Origin of the sequence: Microbispora sp. KK1-11, assembly GCF_006874435.1 — a bacterium.
GTDB classification, from domain to species: domain Bacteria; phylum Actinomycetota; class Actinomycetes; order Streptosporangiales; family Streptosporangiaceae; genus Microbispora; species Microbispora catharanthi.
The window spans coordinates 14,149-36,955 of the sequence record NZ_VIRJ01000051.1 but is presented as its reverse complement, the minus strand read 5'-3'; the positions used below and the strand labels follow the sequence as shown (position 1 = coordinate 36,955).

Genomic DNA, 22,807 nt, shown 5'->3' with positions numbered 1-22,807 from the left:
GGCATCAGCATCTCCGGCGTCGGCCACCAACTGCCCATGAGCGGCCAGCTCGCCTACGCCATCTCCTTCCTCGGCCTCGACTCCACCACAACCCCCTCCCCCTCACCGTCAGCGACCCCGTCACCCAGCCCGTCGGCGACCCCCACGTCCGGTGGCGGTAGCGGGCCGATCAAGGGGACGGCCTCCGGCCGCTGCCTGGACGTGCCCGGCGCGAGCACCGCGGACGGCACCCAGGTGCAGCTGTGGGACTGCAACGGCCAGACCAACCAGACCTGGACCTCCACCTCCGCCGGCGAGATCCGCGTGTACGGCAACAAGTGCCTCGACGCGGCCGGCACCGGCAACGGCGCCAAGGTGCAGATCTACTCCTGCTGGGGCGGCGACAACCAGAAGTGGCGCCTCAACTCCGACGGCTCCATCGTCGGTGTTCAGTCCGGGCTGTGCCTGGACGCCACCGGACAGGGCACCGCCAACGGCACCAAGATCCAGCTGTATTCCTGCCACGGCGGCACCAACCAGAAGTGGACCTGGACCAGATAGCCCCACTCGAGACGCCTCCGGTGCGGCGCACCCCGCCGCGCCGGAGGTCACCGCCCAGTGGCCCGCGCACATCCCGCGATGACGCACGCACCGCCCGGAGGCGCGGGTACTGCGAAGGTCGCGACGACCCCGGCGTACTCAGGGGCCGAGCTGCTCGTGGGCCATGCCGTGCCACTCGACGAGCAGCACGGTGGCGTCGTCGTGCAGCCGGTTGTCGTGATACTCCATCACGGTCCGGACCAGGCGGCGCAGCGTCTCGGGCACCGGCAGCCCGGCGGCGTTCTGCCGGATCATGAACTCGACGAACCGGCCCAGCCCGAACTCACCGCTGTCGGGGCTGCGCATCTCGGTGATGCCGTCGGTGTAGAGCAGAAGCCGGTCACCGGGCTCCAGTTGCTCCCGGCAGAGCGTGACGGGCAGGCCGAGATCGAGTCCCATCGGGTGGGCGGGCGGGCACTTCAGGGTGGAGATCCAGCGGCCCTGGCGGATCAGCACCGGCGCGTGGTGGCCGCGGTTGACCCAGGTGAACAGGCCGGTGCCGAGGTCGAGGTCGCCGATGATCGCCGTGACGAAGCGGTCGCCCCGGCCGAACTCGTCGATCAGCACGCGCTCGACCGCCTCGCTGTTGCGCACCAGGCCCATGCCCTGCCGCCGGTGGTTGCGGCAGGCGGCCACCGCGAGGTTCGCGGTCAGCCCGGCCGACACGTCGTGGCCCATCGCGTCGAAGATTCCCACGTGCGCCCGGGAGCCGGCGGTGGAGTAGTCGAAGGCGTCGCCGCCGATCTCGTATGCCGGCTCCAGCACCGCGCCGATCGTCACCGAGGGAGTGGCGAAGGTCAGCGGCGGCATCAGGTTCCACTGCATCTCGGCCGCCACGTTCATCGGACGGCTCCGGACGAGGCGTGCGTGGCAGTCGCTGAACGAGCGCTTGCTGACGACGATCAGCGCGACGAGGGACGCGACGTGCCGCATGCGCTCCTCGACGTCGCCGCCCTCCGACTCGGGGGTCATGTGGAGCAGGCCGAGGCGCTCGGTGCCGTCCAGCATCGGGACCCACCACTGGTCCGGGGAGTCCCCCTCCAAGCCGCCCCGCAGCATGCGGACCTCCTGGAGGGCGCGCCCGGCGAGCGTGGTGTCGATCTTCAGCTCCTCCGGCTGGGCGTCATCCCCGCCGTGGCCGCACAACCGGCGCAACACGCTCTGCTGAAGGTCGGCCAGGTAGACGCCGATCTCCTCGAAGCCCGCCTCGCGTTTGTGGCGGTCGATCAGCGACGGGATGTCCTCGAACGCCGTCAGATGGCTGTCCTCCAGGATGCCCGTCAGCGCGTGCAACAGCCCGCGATCATGAGAAGAGGGGATGCCCTGCTCCATCTTCCCACCCCCGTGGTCCTCCACCACCTACCCACGATGCGTCACCACCGGTCGTGCAAAGCCGGAACGCCATGACATTTTGGGGAACGAATTACCTCAGTCGCGGGCGAACTCGGCGACCCAGCGGCGTACCGGCGGGGTCTCGTCGTCGTACACGTCCCGCACGCGCACGGGGCGCAGCCCGCCGGTCGCGAACGCGTCGATCTCGGCACGGGTGAGGGGCCAGGGCATCCGGCCCTCCGGGTCGCCCTCCTCCCGGGCGCGGGCGACCACCAGCAGCGTGCCTCCGGGCGCGACCAGCGAGCCGGCCACGCGGATGGCCCGCTCACGCAGGTCGCCGCGCAGCACCTGAACCGTGTAGATCTCCACCACCAGGTCGTACGCCTGCCGCCACTCCTCCGGCGGGGCGAGCAGGTCGGCGGCGACGTACCGGACCGAGGAGCCGGGGAAGCGGCTCCCGGCGGCCCTGACGGCGGAGGGCGAGACGTCGAAGGCGGTCACCGCCCACCCCAGGCCGGCCAGGTATTCGGCGTCGTCGCCCATGCCGCACCCCACGACCAGCGCCGTGCGCCCCTCGCCGGCACGGCCTGCGGCCCACTCCACCAGGCGCGGGTTGGGGGCGTGGTCCGCCCAGGGGACCAGGGCCTCGCCCCGCTCGGCCGCGGAGTACAGCGGCTCGAACCAGCCGAGCGGATCGCCCTTCTCCACGTGCGCCGCGGCCAGTCGCCGGACGTACTCGCGCTGCTCTTCCACCGTCTCGCCGGTCATCGCTCCCCTTTGTCCGAATCGGGTTCCAGCGGCAGCCTCTCACGGACCCGGCGGCACACTCAGTCGAAGAACCGGGCCAGCCGCCGCTCGCAGGCGGGCTCCCGGCCGTCCTTGGCCGGAAGCAGGTCCGCGAAGACCGTGGACTCGTCGCGCGTGACCAGCAGCGGATACCAGCACCGGCCCGCGTCGTCGGGCCGGCACAGGTGCTTGAACGTCTGCACGTCGATCAGCCGGACGTGCGTGGGGTCGGCCACCGCGTTGACGTGCCGCCACCAGGGCGCAAGGACGTGCAGCACGCCGCCGGGCCGCAGAACGCGGTGGCACTCGCGCAGCAGGGGCAGGTAGTCGGCCAGGTGCTCCAGCACGTGCACCACGAAGATCTGGTCCACCGACTCGTCCGCCAGCGGCAGCCCGTACGCCAGGTCGGCCAGCACGTCGACCACCGGGCCGGGGCGCAGGTCGATGCCGATGTTGTCGCGGTGCTGCTTGGTGCCGCCGCAGCCGAGGTCGACGACCCGGGGCGAGGCGCCGGCCACCCGCACCCGGTCCCACACCGCCAGCACCCCGGCCAGGCGGCCGAGACGCTCGCGCAGCACGGCGAGGTCGGCGGCGGACGGTATGTCGCCCTCGACGTGCGCCACCCCGCCGTCGAAGCGCACCCGCACGTCCAGACCGCGCAGCCGGGGATCGTGCGCCAGGAGGTCGGCCGCCGCCTCATCGAGGTCCCGGTCGACCAGGTCACGCCGACGCCTGTCCATGCCGTCCACTCCTCGCTCCGATCACCTGTCGTCTACCCCCGGGAGGCCGAGGCGTACGCATGACGGGTCTTTGCGAGGATGAATGAAGGCCGTACGACGGGGGCAGGTGAGCGGTCATGCGTGATCCGCGGGCCGGGGGGACCGGCGGACAGAAGAGAGGACGCGTGGGAGGAGACGCGGACGTGGTGGCGGACAGATCCGGAGCGCAGGATGCGAGGGGCACCTCGCCCGAGCCGCTGACGCCGGAACCGGACGACGAGGGCCTGGAGGCGATGATCGGCGGTGTGTCCGACATCGAGACGCCGGCCGCCGAGACGCCGCCGGCGACCGGCGAGGAGTCGGCGATGCCCGAGCCCGAGCCCGACATCGGCCCGACCTCCTGAGCCGTTCCGGCTCCGCGCGGACGGGAGGGCCGCCTCGGCCGGCTCGGCCGCAGGGCTCGCTCTCAGGATCAGGTGTGCGAGCCCTCCGCAGGCGAGACCGGCTCAAGGGGAGCGCATGCCATCCCGTGAATGCGTACGGCTGGGTGGCCGGCGCGTCTACGGGTGGCCGACCAGCTCCACCGTGCCGCGTGCGCCGTCCACTCTGATCCTGTCGCCGTCGCGCACCCGCATGGTGGCGTTGCCGGTGCCCACGACGGCGGGGATGCCCAGCTCGCGGGCCACGATGGAGGCGTGCGACAGCGGCGCCCCGACGTCGGTGACCACGGCCGCCACGCGCGGGAACAGCGGTGTCCAGCCAACGTTGGTCAGTGTGGTGACCAGGATCTCGCCGGGCCGGAGCTGACCGCCGTCCTCGGGCCGGGCGATCACCCTGGCGATACCCTCGACCACGCCGGGTGCACCGGGGAAGCCGGTCACGGTGTCCACGGCCGGGAGGACGGCGCCGCGGGCGTCGTAGACGTCGGCGCGCCTGCCGGGATCCGCCGCCCAGCGAACCGGGTCGAACCGGCCCACGATGAGCGTCGGGTACGGCGGCAGGGCCGCGTACATCTCGTACGTCGCCCGCCGGACGGGGACCCGTTCCAGCGGGGCGGCGTCGCCGCCGAGCACGGCGAGCAGCTCGTCGAGGTAGAGGTGGAAAAGGTCGTCGCCGTGCCCGGTCAGCTCGCCGGCCCGCAGGACGAAGTCCCGCAGCACCCAGAAGGCGCGGATGACCTCCGACCTGGTGGCCTCGCGGTCGCGCACCACCTCGGCCCAGCGCTCGACCCTGGCCCGCATCGCGGCCTCCCGGCGGGGGTGGCGCTGGGCGAACCGCGCCCACGCCTCCTCCCTTGCCTTGCGCTGGCGGGCGAGCAGGCCCTCGGCGTCGGCCCGGACGTCCCGCAGCCCGGCGAGCTGGGCGTCGATCCAGGCGGGGTCCTCCCCGGGACGCGGGATGGACACCTCGAACTCGTGCGGGCCGCGGTGGCCGTAGAGCCGGGCGAAGGTCTCCCTGGTGATCTCGCCCGTGGCCAGCCGGCCCAGGCCGGTGAGCAGGCCGAGGCTGGCCAGCTCGCCCTCGCCGCCCGCGCCTGTGAGGATGGCCTCCGCGTCGGTCTCGCCGGCCAGCTTGCGCAGCCTGGCGCGGGTGAGGACGAGCGTGCTGCCGCCCTGCCGGCCCGCGGCCTCCAGCATGCGGCAGGCCGTGACCAGATGCGGCTCGACGGCCTGCGGCCACAGCCCGGCCAGCTCGGACGCCAAGGAGGTGGACCGGATGGTCGCGCGTAGTTCCTCGCAGCGCTCCAGGGAGGTGGCCAGGAAGGGGCGCATTCCCTTGAGGTTCGTCCTGACCTTGCGCCGGATGTGGACGGACATGGGCAGCACCGTCCTGATGATCCGCAGGCGGGACATCTCCAGCGGCGGCACCTCCAGGCCCGCCGGCAGCCGGCCGAAGACCTGCTCGATCGCGGCGAGCGCGCTCCGTACGCCGAACGCCCGGGCGATGGAGATCACGACGCTCAGGTTCATGTAGAAACGGCCGCCGATGTTGCCGACCAGGTCGAAGCCGGGCAACGCCGAGGCGGACATGGCCTCCTTGATGAACAGGCGGACGAACGACCAGGTGACGGGCGTCATGACGTCGGGGACGGCCTCGCCGAGGTTGCCGGACGTCCACAGGTAGTCGCCCTTGAGGCTGTCGTTCCACTCCTCCACCCGGGGCCCGGACCCGGTGATCGGGCGGGCCTGGACGACGGAGAAGTCGCCGTCGCGCCGGACCCACTCGACGTCCGTCGGCGAGCCGTACAGCGCCTGGACGCGCGCGCCCAGCTCGGCCAGCGCCAGGGCCTGCGTCCCGGTGAGGACGGGGACGCGCCGCAGGTCCCCGGGGACCGGCTCCTCCCGGGTGCCGCCAGGGACGCGTACGGTCATCACCCTCTTGTCGCCGGTACGCTCCTCGACGACGGCGCCGCCGGAGACGACGACGGTGTCGGGGGTGACCCCGCCGCCGACCACGGACTCGCCCAGGCCCCAGGAGGCGTTGATCACCGTCCGATCACGGGCGCCGGTGACGGGGTCGGCGGTGAACATGACGCCCGCCGCGTCGGCGTCCACCAGCTCCTGGACCACGACGGCCAGGGCGACGTCGTCGTGCGGTACGCCGTTCTGGTCGCGGTAGGCGATCGCGCGGGCGTTCCAGAGGGAGGCCCAGCAGTTCCGCACCGCGTCGAGCAGCCCGTCGCCGGTGACGTTGAGGAAGGTGTCCTGCTGCCCGGCGAACGACATGCCCGGCAGGTCCTCCGCGGTCGCGGACGACCGTACGGCCACCGGGACGTCGTCGCCGAGCGCGGCGTACGCGGCGCGGATCGCGGCGGTGATCGGGTCCGGGATCTCGCGCCCGGCGAACAGGGCCGCGATCCGATCGGCGTCGCCCGCCGCGGCGGCGGCCAGGATATCCTCCCGGAAGTCCGCCACGAAGGCCCGGTAGGCCTCGGTGGTGACGTGGAAGCCGCCGGGGACGGGCAGCCCCGCCCTGGCGAGGGCCGCCAGAGAGGCGCCCTTCCCGCCCACGGTGGCCAGGTCGGCCCCGGCGTCGTCCAGGGGGATCACAGTCTTCACAATCACACGCTCCTCGAAGAGCTGAGGGAGTCGGCCAGCCGTTTGCGGGCGACGGCCGCGACCGTGCCGAGGTAGTCGAGGGTGGCCTGTTCCACGGCGCGTACGGCGTCCTCGGGCAGCGCCCGCCCGGTGCCGGTGGCGCGCTCGATCACGTCGCCGAGCAGCTCGGCGAGCCGCTCCTTCGCCGGAGGCCCGCCGGGCTGGAGCCACGGCGCGGTGAGGAACCCGTACAGGATCGAGCCGATCACCAGGGTGTGGTCGCCCGCCAGGTCCCTGGCCGCACCCGCTGCGGTCAGCGCGGCGTAGTACGTGTCGAACGCCTCGCCCAGGTCCACGGACCCGGGGCTGGTCCGCTTGCCCCTGATGAGCTTGCCGAGCACCTCCGAGTCGCCGACCAGGGCCGCCTTGAGCAACGGCCGGCGCAGCAGGCCCGCGGCGATCCCGGCGAACAGTTCGCGTGGGGTGGCGGGACCGCTCCGCCGCACCTCCTCGAGCATCCGCACCCGCTCCCGGCGCAGTAGCGCGGCGAAGAGCGTGTCGCGCGTCCTCCAGTGAAGGTAGATGGTGCCCTTCGCGACGCCGGCCTGCTTGGCGACGTCGTCGATCGTCGTCTTGTCGTAGCCCCAGCGGCCGATCAGCTCCGCGGCGGCGTCGAGGATGCGGTGCGCCCGCTCCACCTGGCGCGCCGGATCCTGCGGGGGCCTTCCCACCCTGGTCATCCGCCCTTCTCTGATTGTTTGACCGGATAACACTATTTGGTCATAGAACTGAGCGCAAGAGCTCACGGGGCTGCCGATGTCAGAGGGTGGCCGGGCGCGCGGTGCTGATCCCTAGCTCGCGGTGTAGCCGAGCCGGCGGGTGGCGTAGGCGCGGATGGCGCTCGCCAGCCAGGGGGGAAGGAGCAGGTCGATCTCCTCGATCATGGCCCGCTGGCCCGGGTTGCCGGTCACGACGTCCGCGAGCGCGTGGTAGGCGGCCGCGTCGGCGGGCCACAGGAGCCGAATGCCCTGGTAGTGCTCGGTCATCAGGTCCAGGACCGCGATGCTGTCGGGGGCCAGGCCGCTCGAACGTGCTTCGGACAGCCGCCGGAGCAGCCGCCGGCCGTGCGCCGCCGCCTGCTCGTGCTCCTGACGGGTCCACCGGCCGGTCACCGCGTCCGCCTCGGCGAAGTGCTCCCCGACTCGGGTCCCGTACCGGGCCTCCAGGTCCCGCCGGAGATCGCCGCGCCGTGCCGCGAGGCCGGTGAAGAACTCCTCCTCGCTGAGGTGCGCCTGACCGCTGAGGTCGGCGATGGTGCGGTCGAGGGTCCGAATGATCTCATCGAGGCGCTCGCGGTGGGCGACGAGATCGTCGCGGTGCCGTCGCAACGCGGCGACGTCGTCCCCGTCGCCGCCGAGGAGCCGGGTGATCTAGGCGAGCGGCACGCCCAGCTCCCGGAGGAACAAGATCCGCTGCAGGCGCAGCAGCTCCCGGCGCCCGTACCAGCGGTAGCCGTTGCCGGCGGTGCGGGCGGGGCGTAGCAGCCCGATGTCGTCGTAGTGCCTGAGCGTGCGAGGGGTGAGACCGGCCATGCGGGCCACCTCGCTGATGGAGTGCTCCACATCCGCAATCTAAATCACTGGACCTTCTCGTTACGTCAACTTCTACCGTCGTCGGCATGAGCACGCATCAGCCCTTCACCATTGCCGGTGTCCGCGTCTTCAGCGGCGGAGGCCTGATCCCCGGTGTGACGCATGTCCGTGTCCGCGACAGCCGTATCGCCGCTGTCGGGAACGAGTCCGTGAAACGGCCGGGCGACGCGGTCGTCGACGGCTCCGGCGGGACCCTCCTGCCCGGCCTCGTCGACGCGCACGTCCACCTGCTCCCGGGGTGCACGCAGTTGGCGGCCGTATTCGGTGTGACGACGGTCGTCGACATGTTCAGCAAGTCTGAGACCATCGGTCCCGAGCGTGCCGCGGTCGCCGCCTCGGCACGCGGCCGGGGACCCGTCCTCGCCGACATGCGCACATCGAGCGTGGGCGCGACCGCTCCGGGCGGGCACCCGACGATCGCGTACGCGCCCTTTCCCTACGTCACCGGACCGCTGGACGCGGCGTCCTTCGTCGCCGGCAGGGTCGCCGAGGGGGCGACGCACATCAAGGTGATCTACGATGACGGCTCGGGTGCGATGCTCGACATTCCCGCGCTCGACGTCCGGACGATCGAGGCAGTCGTGGCCGCCGCCCACGAGCGCGGACTGCCGGTGGTGGCGCACGCCTCGTCGGCGGCAGGGGCCGTGACCGTGGCCCGGTGCGGCGTCGACGTCCTGGCTCATGCGCCCTTCGACCGCATGACGGACCGCCAGATCAGCGACGTGGCCCGGTGCGGCGTGGCCGTCATCGCGACGCTGAGCATCATCGACGGCTTTCCGGATGAGGACGGCGTTATGCCACTGCTCGCGCAGCCGCACCTCGCGGGGCGGCTGAGCGCCCGGTGGCGGCGGGTTGTCGAACGTCAGGCCAGGCGGTGGATGCCGCCCGAGCCGCCGGACGGCGCCGCCCAGCGGTACAACGCCGTGGCGTTCCTGGAGTCGGGCCTGCGCGTGCTCGCCGGCACCGATGTGCCCAATCCCGGGCTGGTGTTCGGCGCCAGCCTGCACCGGGAACTGCAGCATCTGGTCGGCGCCGGGTTCACCCCGGGCGAGGCACTGGCCGCCGCGACGGCGGCGCCCGCCGAGGTCTTCGGCATGGCCGATCGCGGTGAGATCGCCGAAGGGCGCCGGGCCGACCTCGTCCTCGTCGGCGGCGACCCGACGGCCGACATCACGGCGACCCAGCGGATCCGGGACGTGTGGGTGCTCGGCCGGCGTGTCGATCCTCGTGCCTACCCCGGCGGTGAGGCCGAGCGCGAGGGCGTGCGCTGGCAGCGGGATTCGGCGGAGAAAATCGTCAAGGCGATCGGGGAGAGCTGGCCCGCCTTCCCCGCACCGCACGAGGTGCGGCGCGACGACGGAGAACTGCTGGGCCGCGTGGTGCCGACGGCCGGAGGCTGGCAGGCGGTGACGATCTTCGGTGTGCCGCTCGGCGGCGCGGGAGACCGGGGCGACGCCGTCCGCACCCTGCATGCCCGGGGTCTCGCCTGTCTGTCGGAGCCCTGGTGGGCCCGCGTCGGTGACGACCCCGCCTGGCGAGAGGCCAGGATCGTCGAGGCCGCCCCAGGCCGTGTCCGGCTGCGCTGGAGCGACCCGATGGCCGATCAGCCGCCGTCCGGTGGGTGGTTCGGCCTCGACGACCTGGACCTGTCGCTGGACCGGCCCGCCGGCTGACCTGGCCTCAGCCCGCGGGGGGTTTGATCCAGTCGAGGGCGCGCTCGACCGCCCGCCGCCAGTTGTCGTACTCGTCCTCGCGCCGTTTCGGGTCCATCGCCGGCGTCCACTGCGCCGCGCGGTGCCAGTTGCGCCGCAGGCCCTCCAGGTCGGGCCAGTAGCCGACGGCGAGCCCGGCGGCGTACGCCGCGCCGAGGGAGACGGTCTCCGCGACCATGGGCCGGACCACCGGCACGTCCAGCACGTCGGCGATGAACTGCATGAGCAGGTTGTCGGACGTCATGCCGCCGTCGACCTTGAGCGTGGTGAGCGCGATGCCCGCGTCGGCGTTCATGGCGTCGACCACCTCGCGGGTCTGCCAGCCCGTGGCCTCAAGCACGGCGCGGGCGAGGTGGCCCTTGGTGATGTACGAGGTGAGCCCGACGATGACCCCGCGGGCCTCGCTGCGCCAGTGGGGTGCGAACAGCCCCGAGAACGCCGGGACGATGTAGCAGCCGCCGTTGTCGTCGACCGTGCGGGCCAGGGTCTCGATCTCCGGGGCGGTGCTGATGATCCCGAGCCGGTCCCTGAACCACTGCACGAGCGCGCCGGTGATCGCGATGGAGCCCTCCAGGGCGTACACCGCGGGCTGGTCGCCGATCTGGTAGCCGACCGTGGTGAGCAGGCCGTGGGTGGAGGCGACCGGCTCGGTGCCGGTGTTGAGCAGCAGGAAGGCGCCCGTGCCGTAGGTGCACTTGGCCTCGCCGCGATGGAAGCAGGTCTGCCCGAACAGCGCGGCCTGCTGGTCGCCGAGCGCCGCGGAGATCCGCACGCCGGGCAGCACCCGCCGCGCCGTGCCGTACGTCTCGCTGGACGGGCGGATCTCCGGCAGCATCGCGCGGGGGATGCCGAAGAAGCCGAGCAGGACCGGGTCCCAGTCGAGGTCGCGCAGGTTCATCAGCAGCGTGCGGCTGGCGTTGGTCACGTCGGTGACGTGGACGCCGCCGTCCGGGCCGCCGGTGAGGTTCCAGATGAGCCAGCTCTCCATCGTGCCGAACAGGACCTCGCCGCGTTCGGCGCGCTCGCGCAGCCCGTCGGTGTGGTCCAGCAGCCAGCGGACGGTGGGGGCGGAGAAGTACGTGGCCAGGGGCAGGCCGCAGCGCTCGCGCACCACGTGCGCGTCGGGGCGGCGGGACAGCTCGTCGACCAGGGTGTCGGTCCTGGTGTCCTGCCAGACGACGGCGGGGGTGACCGGGACGCCCGTGCGCCGATCCCACAGCACCGTCGTCTCCCGCTGGTTGGCGATGCCGACGGCGGCGACCTCGCCGGGCCCGATGCCCGCCTGGGCGAGCGCCTCCGGGCCGATCCGCTCCAGGTTGCGCCAGATCTCGACGGCGTCGTGCTCCACCCAGCCGGGACGCGGGAAGTGCTGCTTGTGCTCCCGCTGCGTCACCGAGACCAGCCGGCCGCGCTGGTCGAACAGGATGCACCGGGTCGAGGTGGTGCCTTGGTCGATGGACATCACATAACGCTGGGTCACGGCGGCCTACCTTCGGGCGGCGGATGCGGTGTGGGGGGTGGGGAGGGTCACCAGCGGGAGGCGCCGAGGTCGCGGGAGACGGCCCGCGCCGCGTCGCGTACATAGCCCACCAGCTCGGGGCGGGGACGACCGCCGGAGTCGCAGATCCGCTCGGTGGCGCCGGAGATGCCCATCGCGCCCACCACGAGTCCTCCGTACCCCCTGATGGGAGCGGCCACCCCCGCCTCGCCCATGCCGGCCTCGTCGACGTCCGACGCCCAGCCGTGCTCGCGCACGGTCGCGAGCATGCGCGACATCTCCCTGTGGGTCCGCACGGTGCGGCGGGTGAACTGCTCCAGTTCCCCGTCCTGTACGGCGTCCTGGTGTGCGGCCGCCGCGTTGGCGTCGTAGGCGAGCAGCACCTTGCCGATCGCCGTGGCGTGCATGGGCAGGAGCATGCCGACGTCGAGCGTCTGCAGGCTGTCGTCGGGCCGGAAGACGTGGTGGACGACCAGGACCTTGCCCTGGAGGTGGGTGCCGATCCGCACCGCCTCCCCGCTGCGCGCGGCCAGGGCGTCGGCCCAGTTGATCGCCCGCGAGCGGAGCTCGTTCACGTCGAGGTAGCTGGTGCCCAGGTGCAGCAGCGCCGCGCCGAGCTGGTACTTGCCCGTCGCGTCGTCCTGCTCGACGAAGCCGACGAGCTGGAGGGTGCGCAGGATGCCGTGCGCCGTGCCGCGGGCCAGCCCGAGGGAGTTCGCGATCTCGGTAAGGCCGAGCCGCCCCGATCCCTGGGCGAGCAGCCGCAGGATCGCGGCGGCGCGCTCGATGGACTGGACCGGACCTGGCACGCCCCGGATCCTAGCCAGCTCGGACGGCGTTCGACAATGCCGACACCTTGTCGGGCATGGTGCGATGAGCTGCGGGAAGATCTTTTGTCGTCGGATGGGTTTGCGCGAAATGTGATTGTTCGCGTCATACCCGGGGAGCGTAGTACGACGTTCCGAGTGTGACCAGTGTTCGACAATGCCGACGATCATTCGTTGACGCTCCCTTGGGCGCCGTTTAACGTCCGGACAACCGGCAGTGCTCACAACGAGCACTTCGGGGACGTGACGGGCGTGGTCAAGGAGGAGACACATGGCAGAAGGGCGAAGCGAGCGGCGGCTACTCAACCCGTTCGCGGGTGAGCTCGCGGCCGAGTTCGCGGGCACGGCGATCCTCATCCTGTTCGGCGTCGGCGTCGTGGCCCAGGTCGCGGCCGGCGGCATCGGCGACCACGACAGCATCGCGTGGGCGTGGGGCCTGGGGGTGACCCTCGGCGTCTACACGGCCGCCCGCCTCAGCGGCGCCCACCTCAACCCGGCCGTCACGGTCGCCCTCGCCGTCTTCAAGGGCTTCTCGTGGCGGAAGGTCCTGCCGTACGCGCTGGCGCAGACCGCGGGCGCCTTCGTGGCGGCGCTGCTCGTCCGGTGGAACTACGCCGAGGTCCTGGCCAAGGTGGACCCCGGGCACACGATCAAGACGCAGGGGGTCTTCTCCACCCTTCCCGGCAACGGCACGCTGCCGGTCACCCAGTGGGGAGCGCTGCGCGACCAGATCATCGGCACGGCGATCCTGCTGTTCCTGATCTTCGCGATCTCCGACGAGCGCAACTCGGCGCCGCTCGCCAACCTCGCGCCGGTCATCGTCGGCCTGCTCGTGGTCGCGATCGGCATGGCGTGGGGGACCGACGCCGGCTACGCCATCAACCCCGCCCGCGACTTCGGCCCGCGCCTCGCCTCGTTCTTCACGGGGTACGGCTCGGCGTTCCGCGATCAGTACGGTGGGCTCTACTTCTGGGTGCCGATCATCGGCCCGCTGGTCGGCGGCGTCATCGGCGCCGGGCTCTACCAGCTCCTGGTCGCCCGCTTCCTGCCGCGTACCGACGCGCCCGAGCCCGGCCGTACGCCGGAGCCCGCCGCGCAGGCCGGCTGATCACCCGAGTCACAGCTCTTACGAGACGAGAGGCGCAACGAGAATGGCAGACTACGTCGGCGCGGTCGACCAGGGGACGACGAGCACCCGATTCATGATCTTCGATCACGGGGGCAACGAGGTCGCCCGCCACCAGCTGGAACACCAGCAGATCCTGCCGCAGGCGGGCTGGGTCGAGCACAACCCGACCGAGATCTGGGAGCGCACCCGGGCGGTCGTCGAGACCGCGATGCGCACCGCGGGCCTGCACGCATCCGACCTCGCGGCGCTCGGCATCACCAACCAGCGCGAGACCGCCGTCGTCTGGGACCGGCGCACCGGCCGCCCGTACTACAACGCCATCGTCTGGCAGGACACCCGCACCGACCGCATCGCCTCGGCGCTGGAGCGGGAGGGCAAGGGCGAGGTGATCCGGCGCAAGGCCGGCCTGCCGCCCGCCACCTACTTCTCCGGCGGCAAGATCCAGTGGATCCTGGAGAACGTCCCCGGCGTCCGCGAGGCCGCCGAGCGCGGCGACGCGATCTTCGGCAACACCGACACGTGGCTGCTGTGGAACCTGACCGGCGGCGTCGACGGCGGCGTCCACGTCACCGACCCCACCAACGCCAGCCGCACGATGCTGATGAACCTGGAGACGCTCGACTGGGACGACGAGCTGCTGTCGTTCTTCGGCGTTCCCCGCCAGATGCTCCCCGAGATCCGGCCCTCCTCCAACCCCGACCTGTACGGCGTGACCCGCGCCGGCGGCCCGCTCGGTGGCGAGGTCCCCCTCGCGGGCGACCTCGGCGACCAGCAGGCCGCGACCGTCGGCCAGGTCTGCTTCGAGCCCGGCACGGCCAAGAACACCTACGGCACCGGCAACTTCCTGCTGCTCAACACCGGCACCGAGCTCGTGCGCTCCCAGCACGGCCTGCTCACCACGGTCTGCTACCAGTTCGGCTCGGGCAAGCCCGTGTACGCCCTGGAGGGGTCGATCGCGGTCACCGGCTCGGCCGTGCAGTGGCTGCGCGACCAGCTCGGCATCATCTCGGGGGCGTCGCAGAGCGAGGCGCTCGCCCGGCAGGTCGAGGACAACGGCGGCGTCTACTTCGTGCCCGCGTTCTCCGGGCTGTTCGCGCCCTACTGGCGGTCCGACGCCCGCGGCGCCATCGTCGGCCTGTCCCGTTACAACACCAACGCCCACCTGGCCCGCGCCACGCTCGAGTCGATCTGCTACCAGACCAAGGACGTGGTCGGCGCGATGGAGCAGGACTCCGGCGTCGTCCTCGACGTGCTGCGGGTGGACGGCGGCGTGACGGCCAACGAGCTGTGCATGCAGATGCAGGCCGACATCCTCGGCGTCCCGGTGTCGCGTCCGGTGGTGGCCGAGACCACTGCGCTCGGCGCCGCGTACGCGGCCGGGCTGGCCGTCGGCTTCTGGAAGTCCACCGACGACCTGAAGCGGAACTGGCACGAGGACCGCCGCTGGGAGCCCACCTGGAGCGACGAGCAGCGCGAGCGCGGCTACGCCGGATGGCGCAAGGCCGTCCAGCGGACGCTCGACTGGGTCGACGTCGACTGAGCCGGCTGACAAAACGAGGGAGTAAACACCGATATGTCTGTACCCATGGGTCCCCGCGCTCGGGAAGCGGCGCTGCGGAGGCTGGCCGAGGACGAGTTCGACGTCCTGGTCGTCGGCGGCGGGGTGGTCGGCGCCGGGGTCGCGCTCGACGCGGTCTCGCGCGGTCTGTCCGTCGCGCTGGTGGAGGCCCGTGACCTCGCGGCCGGCACCTCGAGCCGGTCGAGCAAGCTGATCCACGGCGGGCTGCGCTACCTGGAGCAGCTCGACTTCCGGCTGGTGCGGGAGGCGCTCAGGGAACGGGGCCTGCTGGTGACCCGGCTGGCCCCGCACCTGGTGCGTCCGGTGCCGTTCCTGTTCCCGCTGCGTCACCGCGTGTGGGAGCGCGGATACGTCGGCGCGGGCGTGCTTCTGTACGACACGCTCGGCGGCGCCCGCGCGCTGCCGCGGCACCGCCAGCTCAGCCACAGCCGCGCCCTGCGCGAGGCCCCAGGCCTGCGCAGCGACGCGCTCGTCGGGGCGATCCAGTACTACGACGCCCAGGTCGACGACGCCCGCTTCACGATGACGGTGGCCCGCACGGCCATGCAGTACGGCGCGTGCGTCACCACCCGCACCAAGGTCACCGGGTTCCTGCGCGATGGTGACAGGGTGACCGGGGCGGTGGTGCGCGACCTGGAGGGCGGCGCCGAGCTGCGCGTGAGGGCCCGCCAGGTGGTCAACGCCACCGGCGTGTGGACCGACGAGATCCAGCGGCTCGCGGGGGCGTCGCCGGGCTCGCGGGGGTCGGTGACCGTCCAGGCGTCCAAGGGCGTGCACCTGGTCGTGCCCAGGGAGAGGATCCGCCTCGACACCGGGCTGATCCTGCGCACCGAGAAGAGCGTGCTGTTCGTCATCCCCTGGGGTCCGCACTGGATCGTCGGCACCACCGACACCCCCTGGGACCTGGACAAGGTCGAGCCGGCCCCCACCCGGGCCGACATCGACTACATCCTGGAGCACGTCAACGCCGTGCTGCGGACGCCGCTCACCCACGACGACATCGAGGGCGTCTACGCGGGCCTGCGCCCGCTGCTGGGCGGGTCGGCGTCGGGGTCGGAGACCGTCAAGCTGTCCAGGGAGCACGCGGTCATCCGGCCCGAGCCCGGCCTGGTGATCGTCGCGGGCGGCAAGTACACCACCTACCGGGTGATGGCCAAGGACGCGGTCGACGTCGCGGTGGCGGGTCTCGGCCAGAAGGTGCCCGCGTCGGTCACCGACCGCGTCCCCGTCCTCGGGGCCGCGGGTTTCGAGGCGCTGCGCAACAACAGGCGGCGCCTCGCCGGGCGCGCGGGGCTGCCCGTCGCGCGCGTCGAGCACCTGCTCGGCCGGTACGGCTCCTGCGTCGAGGAAGTGCTCGCGCTGATCGAGGCCGACCCCGGCCTGGGCGAGCCGATCCCCGGCGCCGAGGGCTACCTCAAGGCCGAGGCCGTATACGCGGTCACGCACGAGGGGGCGCTGCACCTGGAGGACGTGCTGGTCCGCCGCACCCGGGTCTTCATCGAGGAGCGGGACCACGGGCTCGCGGCGGCCCCCGAGGTCGCCGCGCTCATCGCGCCCGCCCTCGGCTGGGACGACGACCGGGTGCGCGCGGAGATCGACGCCTACCGGTCCGGGGTGGAGGCCGACCTCGCCGCGCAGCGTGAGATCGACGACGCCGCGGCCAACGCCGTACGGCTCGCCGCGGCCACCCCGGCGCGGCACGTGGCCTAGAGATCGGAGGCGGCGGCCTCGGCCTGTCTTCCGACCGGCCGAGGCCGCCGCGCATCGTCAGAGCCGGGGGAGGGGCGGACGGGACGGCGTCCGTGGGGGAGCCTGCCCTGATCGACCTCGTCCGGTGGCCGAGCCGGTCATCCCTGTCCCGCTTCTTCGACCGTCACATCCTGTGTGGCCGACGCCGGGCACGTTCGCGTCGTTCAGTTCGCCGAAGGGGCGCCGGCCGCCGTCTGCGTGAGTACGTCGAGAAGGCGCTCGGGCGTGTCCACCACGGCGATGAGGCCGGGATCGGCGAATTCGGCCGCCTCGCCGAACCCCCACGTCACGGCGATGCTCCGCACACGGCAGGCGGCCGCGCCGGCGACGTCCTCCATGCGGTCGCCGACCATGACGGTCGCCTCGGGCGGGGCGCCGAGCACGTCGAGCGCGTGCCGGACCACGTCCGCCTTGTGCCGTCGTGACCCGTCGAGCGTCGCCCCGGCCACGTACGCGAAGAAGCCGTCGAGCCCGAAGTGCACCAGGATCTTCTCCGCGTAGACGGCCGGTTTCGACGTCGCCACCGCCAGGGTCCAGCCGTCGGCAACGAGAGCCTCCAGTACGGCGGGGATTCCCGCGATGACCTCGTTCTCGTACATCCCGTCGGCGTAGCGGTCGCGGTACGCGTGGACCGCCTCGTCGAGACGCTCCCGCGGCACGCCGAGCAGGAGGAAGCCGTCCTGAAGAGGAGGCCCGATCATGGCGCGGAGCCGCCCGTGCTCCACCTCCGCGATCCCGACCGCGGAAAGGGCGTGCCGCAGCGAGGCGACGATGCCGGTCTCGGGGTCGGTCAGCGTGCCGTCGAGGTCGAAGAGGCAGTATCGGGTCACGTACGGCTGTCCATTCAGGGTCGGTGTTCAGGCGAGCACGGCGTCGAGCAGGAGGGATCCGGCGCCGAGCAGGGCGGCGTCGGGCCCCGACCGGGTGGTGGAGATCTCCAGGTCGCGGGTGGCCAGCGGCAGGCACCGCTCGTACACCGCCGCGCGGATCGACGCGATCAGCGGCTCGGCCGGCGACAGGCTGCCCCCGACCACGATCGCGTCGGGATTGATGAAGTTCACCAGCACGGTCAGCACCTCGCCGATGAGCCGGCCGGCGTTGCGCACCAGGGCGGTTGCCTCGGGCACCCCGTCCTCGACCAGCGCGACGACGTCGGCCGGCCGCCGCACCTCGATGCCCTGCTCGTTGAGCACGCTCATCAGGGCCGCGCCGCTGGCGTAGGCCTCCAGGCAGTCGTCGTGCCCGCAGGAGCAGGTGACCGACGAGTCGCTCCTGACCCGCACGTGGCTGATGTCCCCGGCCGCGCCCCGCCCCCGGTGGAGCGCGCCGTTCACCATCACGCCGCAGCCGATGCCGCTGCCGGCCTTGAGCACCATCAGCGTCTCGCACTTCGGCCACGACCTGGCCTCCCCGGCCGCCATGAGGTTGGCGTCGTTCTCCACCAGCACCGGCAGGTCGAAGTGCGCGCCGAGGCGCTCGGCGACGGGGAAGTTGTTCCAGCCGGGCATGCGCGAGGGCGCGACGACCCGGCCGGTCGCCGGGTCCACAGGCCCGGGGATGCCCGTGCCGACCCCGCGCAGCGGGACCCCGGGCGGTCCGTGCGCGGCCAGCAGGTCCTCGAACGCGGCGGCCATCCAGTCGATGGTCGCCTCGGGGCCGTCCGCGATCTCACAGGGGCGCTCCTCGACCACCAGCGGGGTGCCGCTGAGGTCGAGGAGGCCGAGGCGCGCGTGGTGGGCGCCCAGATCGGCGACCGCGAGCAGTCCCGCGCTGGGGCTGAGCCGCAGCCGGCGGGGTCGCCGCCCGCCGCGGGAGGTGCCCGCGCCCTCCTCCACCAGCAGCCCGCTGCCGATCAGCTCTTCGACACGCAGCGAGACGCTGGAGGCCGCCAGGCCGGACAGGCGGGCGAGTTCCGCCCGCGACTCGGCGTGGCCGGCGGCGACGAGGCGCAGGAGGTCGCCCTGCGCCCCCCGCACCGGCAACCTCTCTTTGCCTGGCATGGAGGAAGGAATACCACGACTTGACTTTATGCGCCAGCGCGTTGACTTCGCCCAGAATCATCCATTACGGTCCGCCATATCTTCGATTTCGAAGGAAGATGGCGATGATTCGGGTACGAGGCCTCAACAAGTGGTTCGGTGAGCACCACGTGCTGCACGACGTCGACCTCGACGTGGCGCGCGGCGAGGTCGTGGTGGTGATCGGCCCCTCCGGGTCCGGCAAGTCGACGCTGTGCCGGTGCCTCAACCGGCTGGAGGCGGCGGACTCGGGCGAGATCCTCGTCGACGGGGTGCCCGTGCCCGCGGAGGGCCGTGCGCTGGCCCGGCTGCGGGCCGACGTGGGGATGGTCTTCCAGAACTTCAACCTCTTCCAGCACAAGACCGTGCTGGAGAACGTGATGCTCGCGCCGATGAAGGTGCGCGGCGTGAGCCGCGCCGAGGCGGAGCGGACCGCCCACGAGCTGCTGGCCCGGGTCGGCATCGCCGAGCAGGCCGCCAAGCAGCCCGCGCGGCTGTCGGGCGGTCAGCAGCAGCGCGCCGCCATCGCCCGCGCGCTCGCCATGCGGCCCAAGGTCATGCTCTTCGACGAGCCCACCTCGGCGCTCGACCCGGAGATGGTCGGCGAGGTCCTCGACGTGATGACGGGCCTGGCCGCCGACGGCATGACCATGGTCGTCGTCACCCACGAGATGGGGTTCGCGCGCCGCGCGGCCGACCGCGTGGTGTTCATGGACGGCGGCCGGATCGTCGAGACGGGAGAGCCGAACGCCTTCTTCGACTCCCCCCGGACCGATCGGGCCAGGGACTTCCTGGCCAAGGTACTCACGCACTGATCGCAAAGGATGGTGGACCCCGATGGTGTCCATTAAGCGGGTGGCCGCTGTCGCCGCGGTGGCGATGGCCGGCCTGACGGCCTGTGCCGGGACGGACTCGGCCGGCTCGGCCGTGCCGGGCGCGGGCGCGAGCGAGGGCGGCGGCGGTGGCGTGCTCGCCAAGGCCCCGGTGGCCGCCGCCGCGGACATCCTGCCCGGCTCGACGATGGAGAAGATCAAGCAGCGCGGCGAGCTGATCGTCGGCGGCTCGCTCGACGCGCCGCTGCTGTCCCAGCAGAACCCCGCCACCGGCGAGGTGGAGGGCTTCGACGCCGACCTCGGCAAGGCGCTGGCCAAGTACATCATCGGGCAGCCCAAGGTGAAGATCGTCAACTCGGCGTCCGAGACCCGGGAGGCGCTGCTGAGCAACGGCACCGTCGACGTGGTCTTCCAGACCTACACGATCACCCCCGAGCGGGCCGAGCAGGTCGCCTTCGCCGGGCCGTACTACTCCTCCGGCCTGTCCATCGCCGTCAAGAAGGGAACGACGGGGATCTCCTCGCCGCAGGACCTGAACGGCAAGACCGTCATCGCCGGGGCGAACACCCCCGCCATTCCCACGATCAAGAAGCTCGCGCCGCAGGCGAAGATCATCACCTTCGGCGGCGACCCCGAGTGCGTCCAGGCGCTCAAGCAGGACCGTGGCGTCGCCTACGTGCAGGACGAGACGCTGCTGGTCGCCGACGCCAAGAAGGACCCCGAACTGCAGGTCGTGACCAAGCCGTTCACCCAGGACCCGTACGGCATCGGCCTCAAGCACGGCGACGACCAGTTCAAGTCGTTCGTCAACGACTGGCTGAAGAAGATCCAGGCGAACGGGGTCTGGCAGGACATCTGGAAGAACTCCCTCGGCACGGTCGTGCAGGGCGAGGCCCCCACGCCGCCCGAGATCGGGTCGGTGCCGGGTTCCTGATGTCGGCGCTGCTTGATCACCTGCCCGAGTTCTGGCAGGGGCTGGTCGTGACCCTCCAGATGACCGCGGCGTCGTTCGTCGGCGCCGCGGCCGTGGGGCTCGTGATCGTGGCGATGCGGGTCGGGCCGGTCCCGGTCCTGCGCACGGTCGCGACCGTCTACGTCGAGACCCTGCAGAACCTCCCGCTGCTCGTGCTGCTCGTGCTCGCGGTCTTCGGCCTGCCCGAGATCGGGCTCACGGCCGGCCTGACCACCACGGCCATCGTGGTGATCGCGCTGTACGAGGGCGCCTACATCGCCGAGGCCCTCCGCTCGGGCGTCAACGCGATCTCCGCCGGTCAGGGCGAGGCGGCCCGCGCCCTGGGGCTGACGTTCGGCCAGTCGCTGCGCCACGTCGTGCTGCCCCAGGCGCTGCGGACCGTCGTGCAGCCGATCGGCAACATCTTCATCGCGCTCACGATGAACACCTCGCTCGCGGCGGCCGTGGGCGTGGTCGAGCTGACCGCCGCCGCCAACCGGGTGAACCTGCTGGAGGCGCAGCCCATCCCGATCTTCGTGGGGGCGGGCCTGGCGTACGCGGCGATCGCCGCCTGCGCCGGGTTCGTGACGGGGCGGCTCGAACGGCGATTGGCGGTGGCGCGGTGAGCAACCTGCTGTTCGACGAGCCGGGGCCGCGCGCCCGCCGCCGCATCCGTCTCGCCACCGTCGCGGGCGTGCTGGTGCTGCTCGCCCTGCTGGCCCTGGCCGTGCGCCAGTTCGCCGCCAACGGGCAGCTCGCCGCCGAGCGCTGGCAGCCGTACGCGACCTGGCCGATGTGGCGCTACCTGCTCGGCGGGCTGTGGTCCACTGCGCTGGCCGCCGTCGTGTCCGCCGCGCTCGCGATGGCGGCCGGGATCGCCCTAGCGCTCGGACGGCTGTCGCGCCGCCGCGCGGTCCGACTGCCGTCCGCCGCGTACGTCGAGGCCGTGCGCACGATCCCGGCGCTGCTGCTGGTCTACCTCGTGCTGTTCGCGCTGCCGAGGTACGGCCTGGACCTGCCGCTGTTCTGGAAGCTCGTGGTGCCGCTGGCCGTGTCCAACGCCGCGGCGTTCGCCGAGATCTTCCGCGCCGGGATCATGTCCGTGGAGCGGGGGCAGGGGGAGGCCGCCCTGGCCCTCGGGCTCACCCAGGGGCAGTCGATGCGGCTGGTCGTGCTGCCGCAGGCGGCCCGCCGGGTGCTGCCCTCGATCGTCAGCCAGTCGGTCGGCCTGCTGAAGGACACCTCGCTCGGTTTCGTCGTCAGCTACGCCGAGCTGCTCTACAGCGGCAAGGTCCTGGCCAACTACAACGGCCTGCTCATCCAGACGTACATCGTCGTCGCGCTGGTCTACCTCGTGGTCAACGCGTCGCTGTCCGCGCTCGCCCGTTCCCTCGACCGCTCCGTGGCGGGCAGGGGCGGGACGCGCAGGAGGATCATCCGTGTCCCTCGCTGAATACGCCCCGCTCGCGGAGGTCGTGCGGTCCGGCTTCGTGGAGAGCGTCCACTTCGGCAGCGCGGTCGCGCTCTCGGCGGGCGGTGAGGTCGCCGTCGCGCGCGGGCCGGTGGACGCGCCGGTGCTGCCGCGCTCGTCGGCCAAGCCGTTCCAGGCCCTCGCCTGCCTGCTCGCCGGGGCCCACCTGCAGGGCCCCGCGCTCGCCATCGCCGCGGGCAGCCACACGGGGGAGGACTTCCACGTGCGGCTCGTGGCCGGGATGCTCGGCGAGGCCGGGCTCGGCTTCGGCGACCTGCGCTGCCCGCCCGACTGGCCCGAGGACGAGGCCGCCCGGCAGGCCTTGGTCCGGGCGGGCCTCGGGCCGTCGCGGGAGCGGATGAACTGCTCGGGCAAGCACGCCGCGATGCTCGCCGCCGCCGTCGCCGCGGGCGCGCCCACGGCCACCTACCTCGACCCCGGCCACTTCGTGCAGGAGCGGGTCAGGTCGGTGGTGGAGGAGCTGTCGGGGGAGAAGGCCGCCCACGTCGCCGTCGACGGGTGCGGCGCCCCGCTGTTCGGGATCTCGCTGACGGGCCTGGCCCGCGCCGTACGCGCCATGGTCGTGTCCGCGCCGGGGACGCCGCCGCGCGCGGTCGCCGACGCCATGCGGGCGCACCCGGAGTACGTCGGCGGGACCGGCCACGTGAACACGCGCCTGATGCGGGCGCTGCCCGGCGCCGTGGTGAAGGGCGGCGCCGAGGGAGTGCTGGTCGTGGCGCTCGCCTCCGGGCACGCGGCGGCCGTGAAGGCGATCGACGGCGGCCCCCGGGCGACGACCGCCGTCGCGCTCGCCGCGCTGCGGGCCGCGGGCGCGGACGTCTCGGCGGCGGGCGAGTTCGCGACCGTTCCCGTGCTGGGCGGGGGCGTCCCGGTCGGCGAGATCCGTGCCGTTTTCTGAATGGCCGTTTTCTG

The 22,807-nt window shown here is 72.5% G+C and carries 22 protein-coding genes; 11 read left to right on the top strand and 11 right to left on the bottom strand.

Annotated elements, in window-relative coordinates:
* Window positions 1-540: RICIN domain-containing protein (locus tag FLW16_RS40930; RefSeq protein WP_142566374.1), on the top strand; the 540-nt coding region annotated here is incomplete at its 5' end.
* Between the two features lie 138 nt (window positions 541-678).
* Here FLW16_RS40930 and FLW16_RS40925 read toward each other — a convergent pair.
* From FLW16_RS40925 to FLW16_RS40915, 3 genes are all read right to left on the bottom strand, one after another.
* A complete protein-coding gene (locus FLW16_RS40925) occupies window positions 679-1,938 on the bottom strand; it encodes a PP2C family protein-serine/threonine phosphatase (protein ID WP_260616152.1) in 1,260 nt (419 codons plus the stop codon).
* A gap of 69 nt (window positions 1,939-2,007) precedes the next feature.
* On the bottom strand, window positions 2,008-2,679 hold the full coding sequence (locus FLW16_RS40920; RefSeq protein ID WP_142566373.1) for a bifunctional 2-polyprenyl-6-hydroxyphenol methylase/3-demethylubiquinol 3-O-methyltransferase UbiG: 672 nt from the start codon (window positions 2,677-2,679) through the stop codon (window positions 2,008-2,010).
* Between the two features lie 59 nt (window positions 2,680-2,738).
* Window positions 2,739-3,437, bottom strand: a complete 699-nt coding sequence (locus FLW16_RS40915; protein ID WP_142566372.1) for a methyltransferase domain-containing protein — start codon at window positions 3,435-3,437, stop codon at window positions 2,739-2,741.
* Window positions 3,438-3,619: 182 nt separating this feature from the next.
* Between FLW16_RS40915 and FLW16_RS40910 the strand changes: the two genes are divergently transcribed.
* On the top strand, window positions 3,620-3,820 hold the full coding sequence (locus FLW16_RS40910; protein WP_142566371.1) for a hypothetical protein: 201 nt from the start codon (window positions 3,620-3,622) through the stop codon (window positions 3,818-3,820).
* 156 nt (window positions 3,821-3,976) lie between these two features.
* Here FLW16_RS40910 and FLW16_RS40905 read toward each other — a convergent pair whose 3' ends face one another.
* The 4 genes from FLW16_RS40905 to FLW16_RS40890 form a co-directional block, all read right to left on the bottom strand.
* A complete protein-coding gene (locus FLW16_RS40905) occupies window positions 3,977-6,475 on the bottom strand; it encodes a PEP/pyruvate-binding domain-containing protein (RefSeq protein ID WP_142566370.1) in 2,499 nt (832 codons plus the stop codon).
* A 2-nt stretch (window positions 6,476-6,477) separates the two neighbouring features.
* Complete coding sequence (locus FLW16_RS40900; RefSeq protein ID WP_142566369.1) at window positions 6,478-7,194, bottom strand: TetR/AcrR family transcriptional regulator; 717 nt, start codon at window positions 7,192-7,194, stop codon at window positions 6,478-6,480.
* Between the two features lie 111 nt (window positions 7,195-7,305).
* Window positions 7,306-7,842 carry a TipAS antibiotic-recognition domain-containing protein gene (locus FLW16_RS40895; protein ID WP_185949821.1) on the bottom strand — a complete coding sequence of 179 codons (537 nt, stop codon included), beginning with the start codon at window positions 7,840-7,842 and terminating at the stop codon, window positions 7,306-7,308.
* A gap of 42 nt (window positions 7,843-7,884) precedes the next feature.
* A complete protein-coding gene (locus tag FLW16_RS40890; RefSeq protein WP_142566367.1) occupies window positions 7,885-8,076 on the bottom strand; it encodes a MerR family transcriptional regulator in 192 nt (63 codons plus the stop codon).
* 56 nt (window positions 8,077-8,132) lie between these two features.
* Between FLW16_RS40890 and FLW16_RS40885 the strand changes: the two genes are divergently transcribed.
* Entirely contained in the window at window positions 8,133-9,779 is a 1,647-nt protein-coding gene (locus tag FLW16_RS40885) for an amidohydrolase family protein (protein ID WP_142566366.1), read from the top strand.
* Between the two features lie 7 nt (window positions 9,780-9,786).
* On the opposite strand, the gene glpK (FLW16_RS40880) is transcribed toward FLW16_RS40885, so the two are convergent.
* Both glpK (FLW16_RS40880) and FLW16_RS40875 read right to left on the bottom strand, forming a co-directional pair.
* Complete coding sequence (glpK, locus tag FLW16_RS40880; RefSeq protein WP_142566365.1) at window positions 9,787-11,298, bottom strand: glycerol kinase GlpK; 1,512 nt, start codon at window positions 11,296-11,298, stop codon at window positions 9,787-9,789.
* Window positions 11,299-11,345: 47 nt separating this feature from the next.
* Entirely contained in the window at window positions 11,346-12,125 is a 780-nt protein-coding gene (locus FLW16_RS40875; protein WP_142566364.1) for an IclR family transcriptional regulator, read from the bottom strand.
* Window positions 12,126-12,414: 289 nt separating this feature from the next.
* Here FLW16_RS40875 and FLW16_RS40870 point away from each other — a divergent pair, with 289 nt between their 5' ends.
* The 3 genes from FLW16_RS40870 to FLW16_RS40860 are packed head-to-tail and all read left to right on the top strand — an operon-like array spanning window position 12,415 to window position 16,561.
* Window positions 12,415-13,251: an MIP/aquaporin family protein gene (locus tag FLW16_RS40870; RefSeq protein WP_142566363.1), complete on the top strand. Its 837-nt coding sequence runs from the start codon at window positions 12,415-12,417 to the stop codon at window positions 13,249-13,251.
* Window positions 13,252-13,294: 43 nt separating this feature from the next.
* A complete protein-coding gene (gene glpK / locus FLW16_RS40865) occupies window positions 13,295-14,812 on the top strand; it encodes a glycerol kinase GlpK (RefSeq protein ID WP_142566362.1) in 1,518 nt (505 codons plus the stop codon).
* Window positions 14,813-14,857: 45 nt separating this feature from the next.
* The gene (locus FLW16_RS40860; RefSeq protein WP_221891545.1) at window positions 14,858-16,561 is read left to right on the top strand and encodes a glycerol-3-phosphate dehydrogenase/oxidase; all 1,704 of its coding nucleotides are present in this window, start codon (window positions 14,858-14,860) and stop codon (window positions 16,559-16,561) included.
* Between the two features lie 203 nt (window positions 16,562-16,764).
* Here the strand turns inward: FLW16_RS40860 and FLW16_RS40855 are convergent, their stop codons facing one another.
* Entirely contained in the window at window positions 16,765-17,430 is a 666-nt protein-coding gene (locus FLW16_RS40855; protein ID WP_185949820.1) for an HAD hydrolase-like protein, read from the bottom strand.
* Between the two features lie 27 nt (window positions 17,431-17,457).
* The gene (locus FLW16_RS40850) at window positions 17,458-18,600 is read right to left on the bottom strand and encodes an ROK family protein (protein ID WP_220506223.1); all 1,143 of its coding nucleotides are present in this window, start codon (window positions 18,598-18,600) and stop codon (window positions 17,458-17,460) included.
* Window positions 18,601-18,704: 104 nt separating this feature from the next.
* Here FLW16_RS40850 and FLW16_RS40845 point away from each other — a divergent pair, with 104 nt between their 5' ends.
* Genes FLW16_RS40845 through FLW16_RS40825 form a run of 5 tightly spaced genes read left to right on the top strand, consistent with a single transcriptional unit; the run spans window position 18,705 to window position 22,793 of the window.
* Window positions 18,705-19,433 (top strand): amino acid ABC transporter ATP-binding protein, encoded by a 729-nt coding sequence (locus FLW16_RS40845; RefSeq protein WP_142566359.1) that lies wholly within the window; start codon window positions 18,705-18,707, stop codon window positions 19,431-19,433.
* Window positions 19,434-19,455: 22 nt separating this feature from the next.
* On the top strand, window positions 19,456-20,385 hold the full coding sequence (locus FLW16_RS40840) for a glutamate ABC transporter substrate-binding protein (protein ID WP_142566358.1): 930 nt from the start codon (window positions 19,456-19,458) through the stop codon (window positions 20,383-20,385).
* Window positions 20,385-21,029, top strand: coding sequence for an amino acid ABC transporter permease (locus FLW16_RS40835; RefSeq protein ID WP_142566357.1), 645 nt, complete (start codon window positions 20,385-20,387; stop codon window positions 21,027-21,029). Before FLW16_RS40840 ends, FLW16_RS40835 begins: the two co-directional genes overlap by 1 nt.
* Window positions 21,026-21,856 (top strand): amino acid ABC transporter permease, encoded by an 831-nt coding sequence (locus FLW16_RS40830; protein ID WP_142566356.1) that lies wholly within the window; start codon window positions 21,026-21,028, stop codon window positions 21,854-21,856. Before FLW16_RS40835 ends, FLW16_RS40830 begins: the two co-directional genes overlap by 4 nt.
* Complete coding sequence (locus tag FLW16_RS40825) at window positions 21,843-22,793, top strand: asparaginase (RefSeq protein ID WP_142566355.1); 951 nt, start codon at window positions 21,843-21,845, stop codon at window positions 22,791-22,793. Before FLW16_RS40830 ends, FLW16_RS40825 begins: the two co-directional genes overlap by 14 nt.
* Window positions 22,794-22,807: the final 14 nt, after the last annotated feature.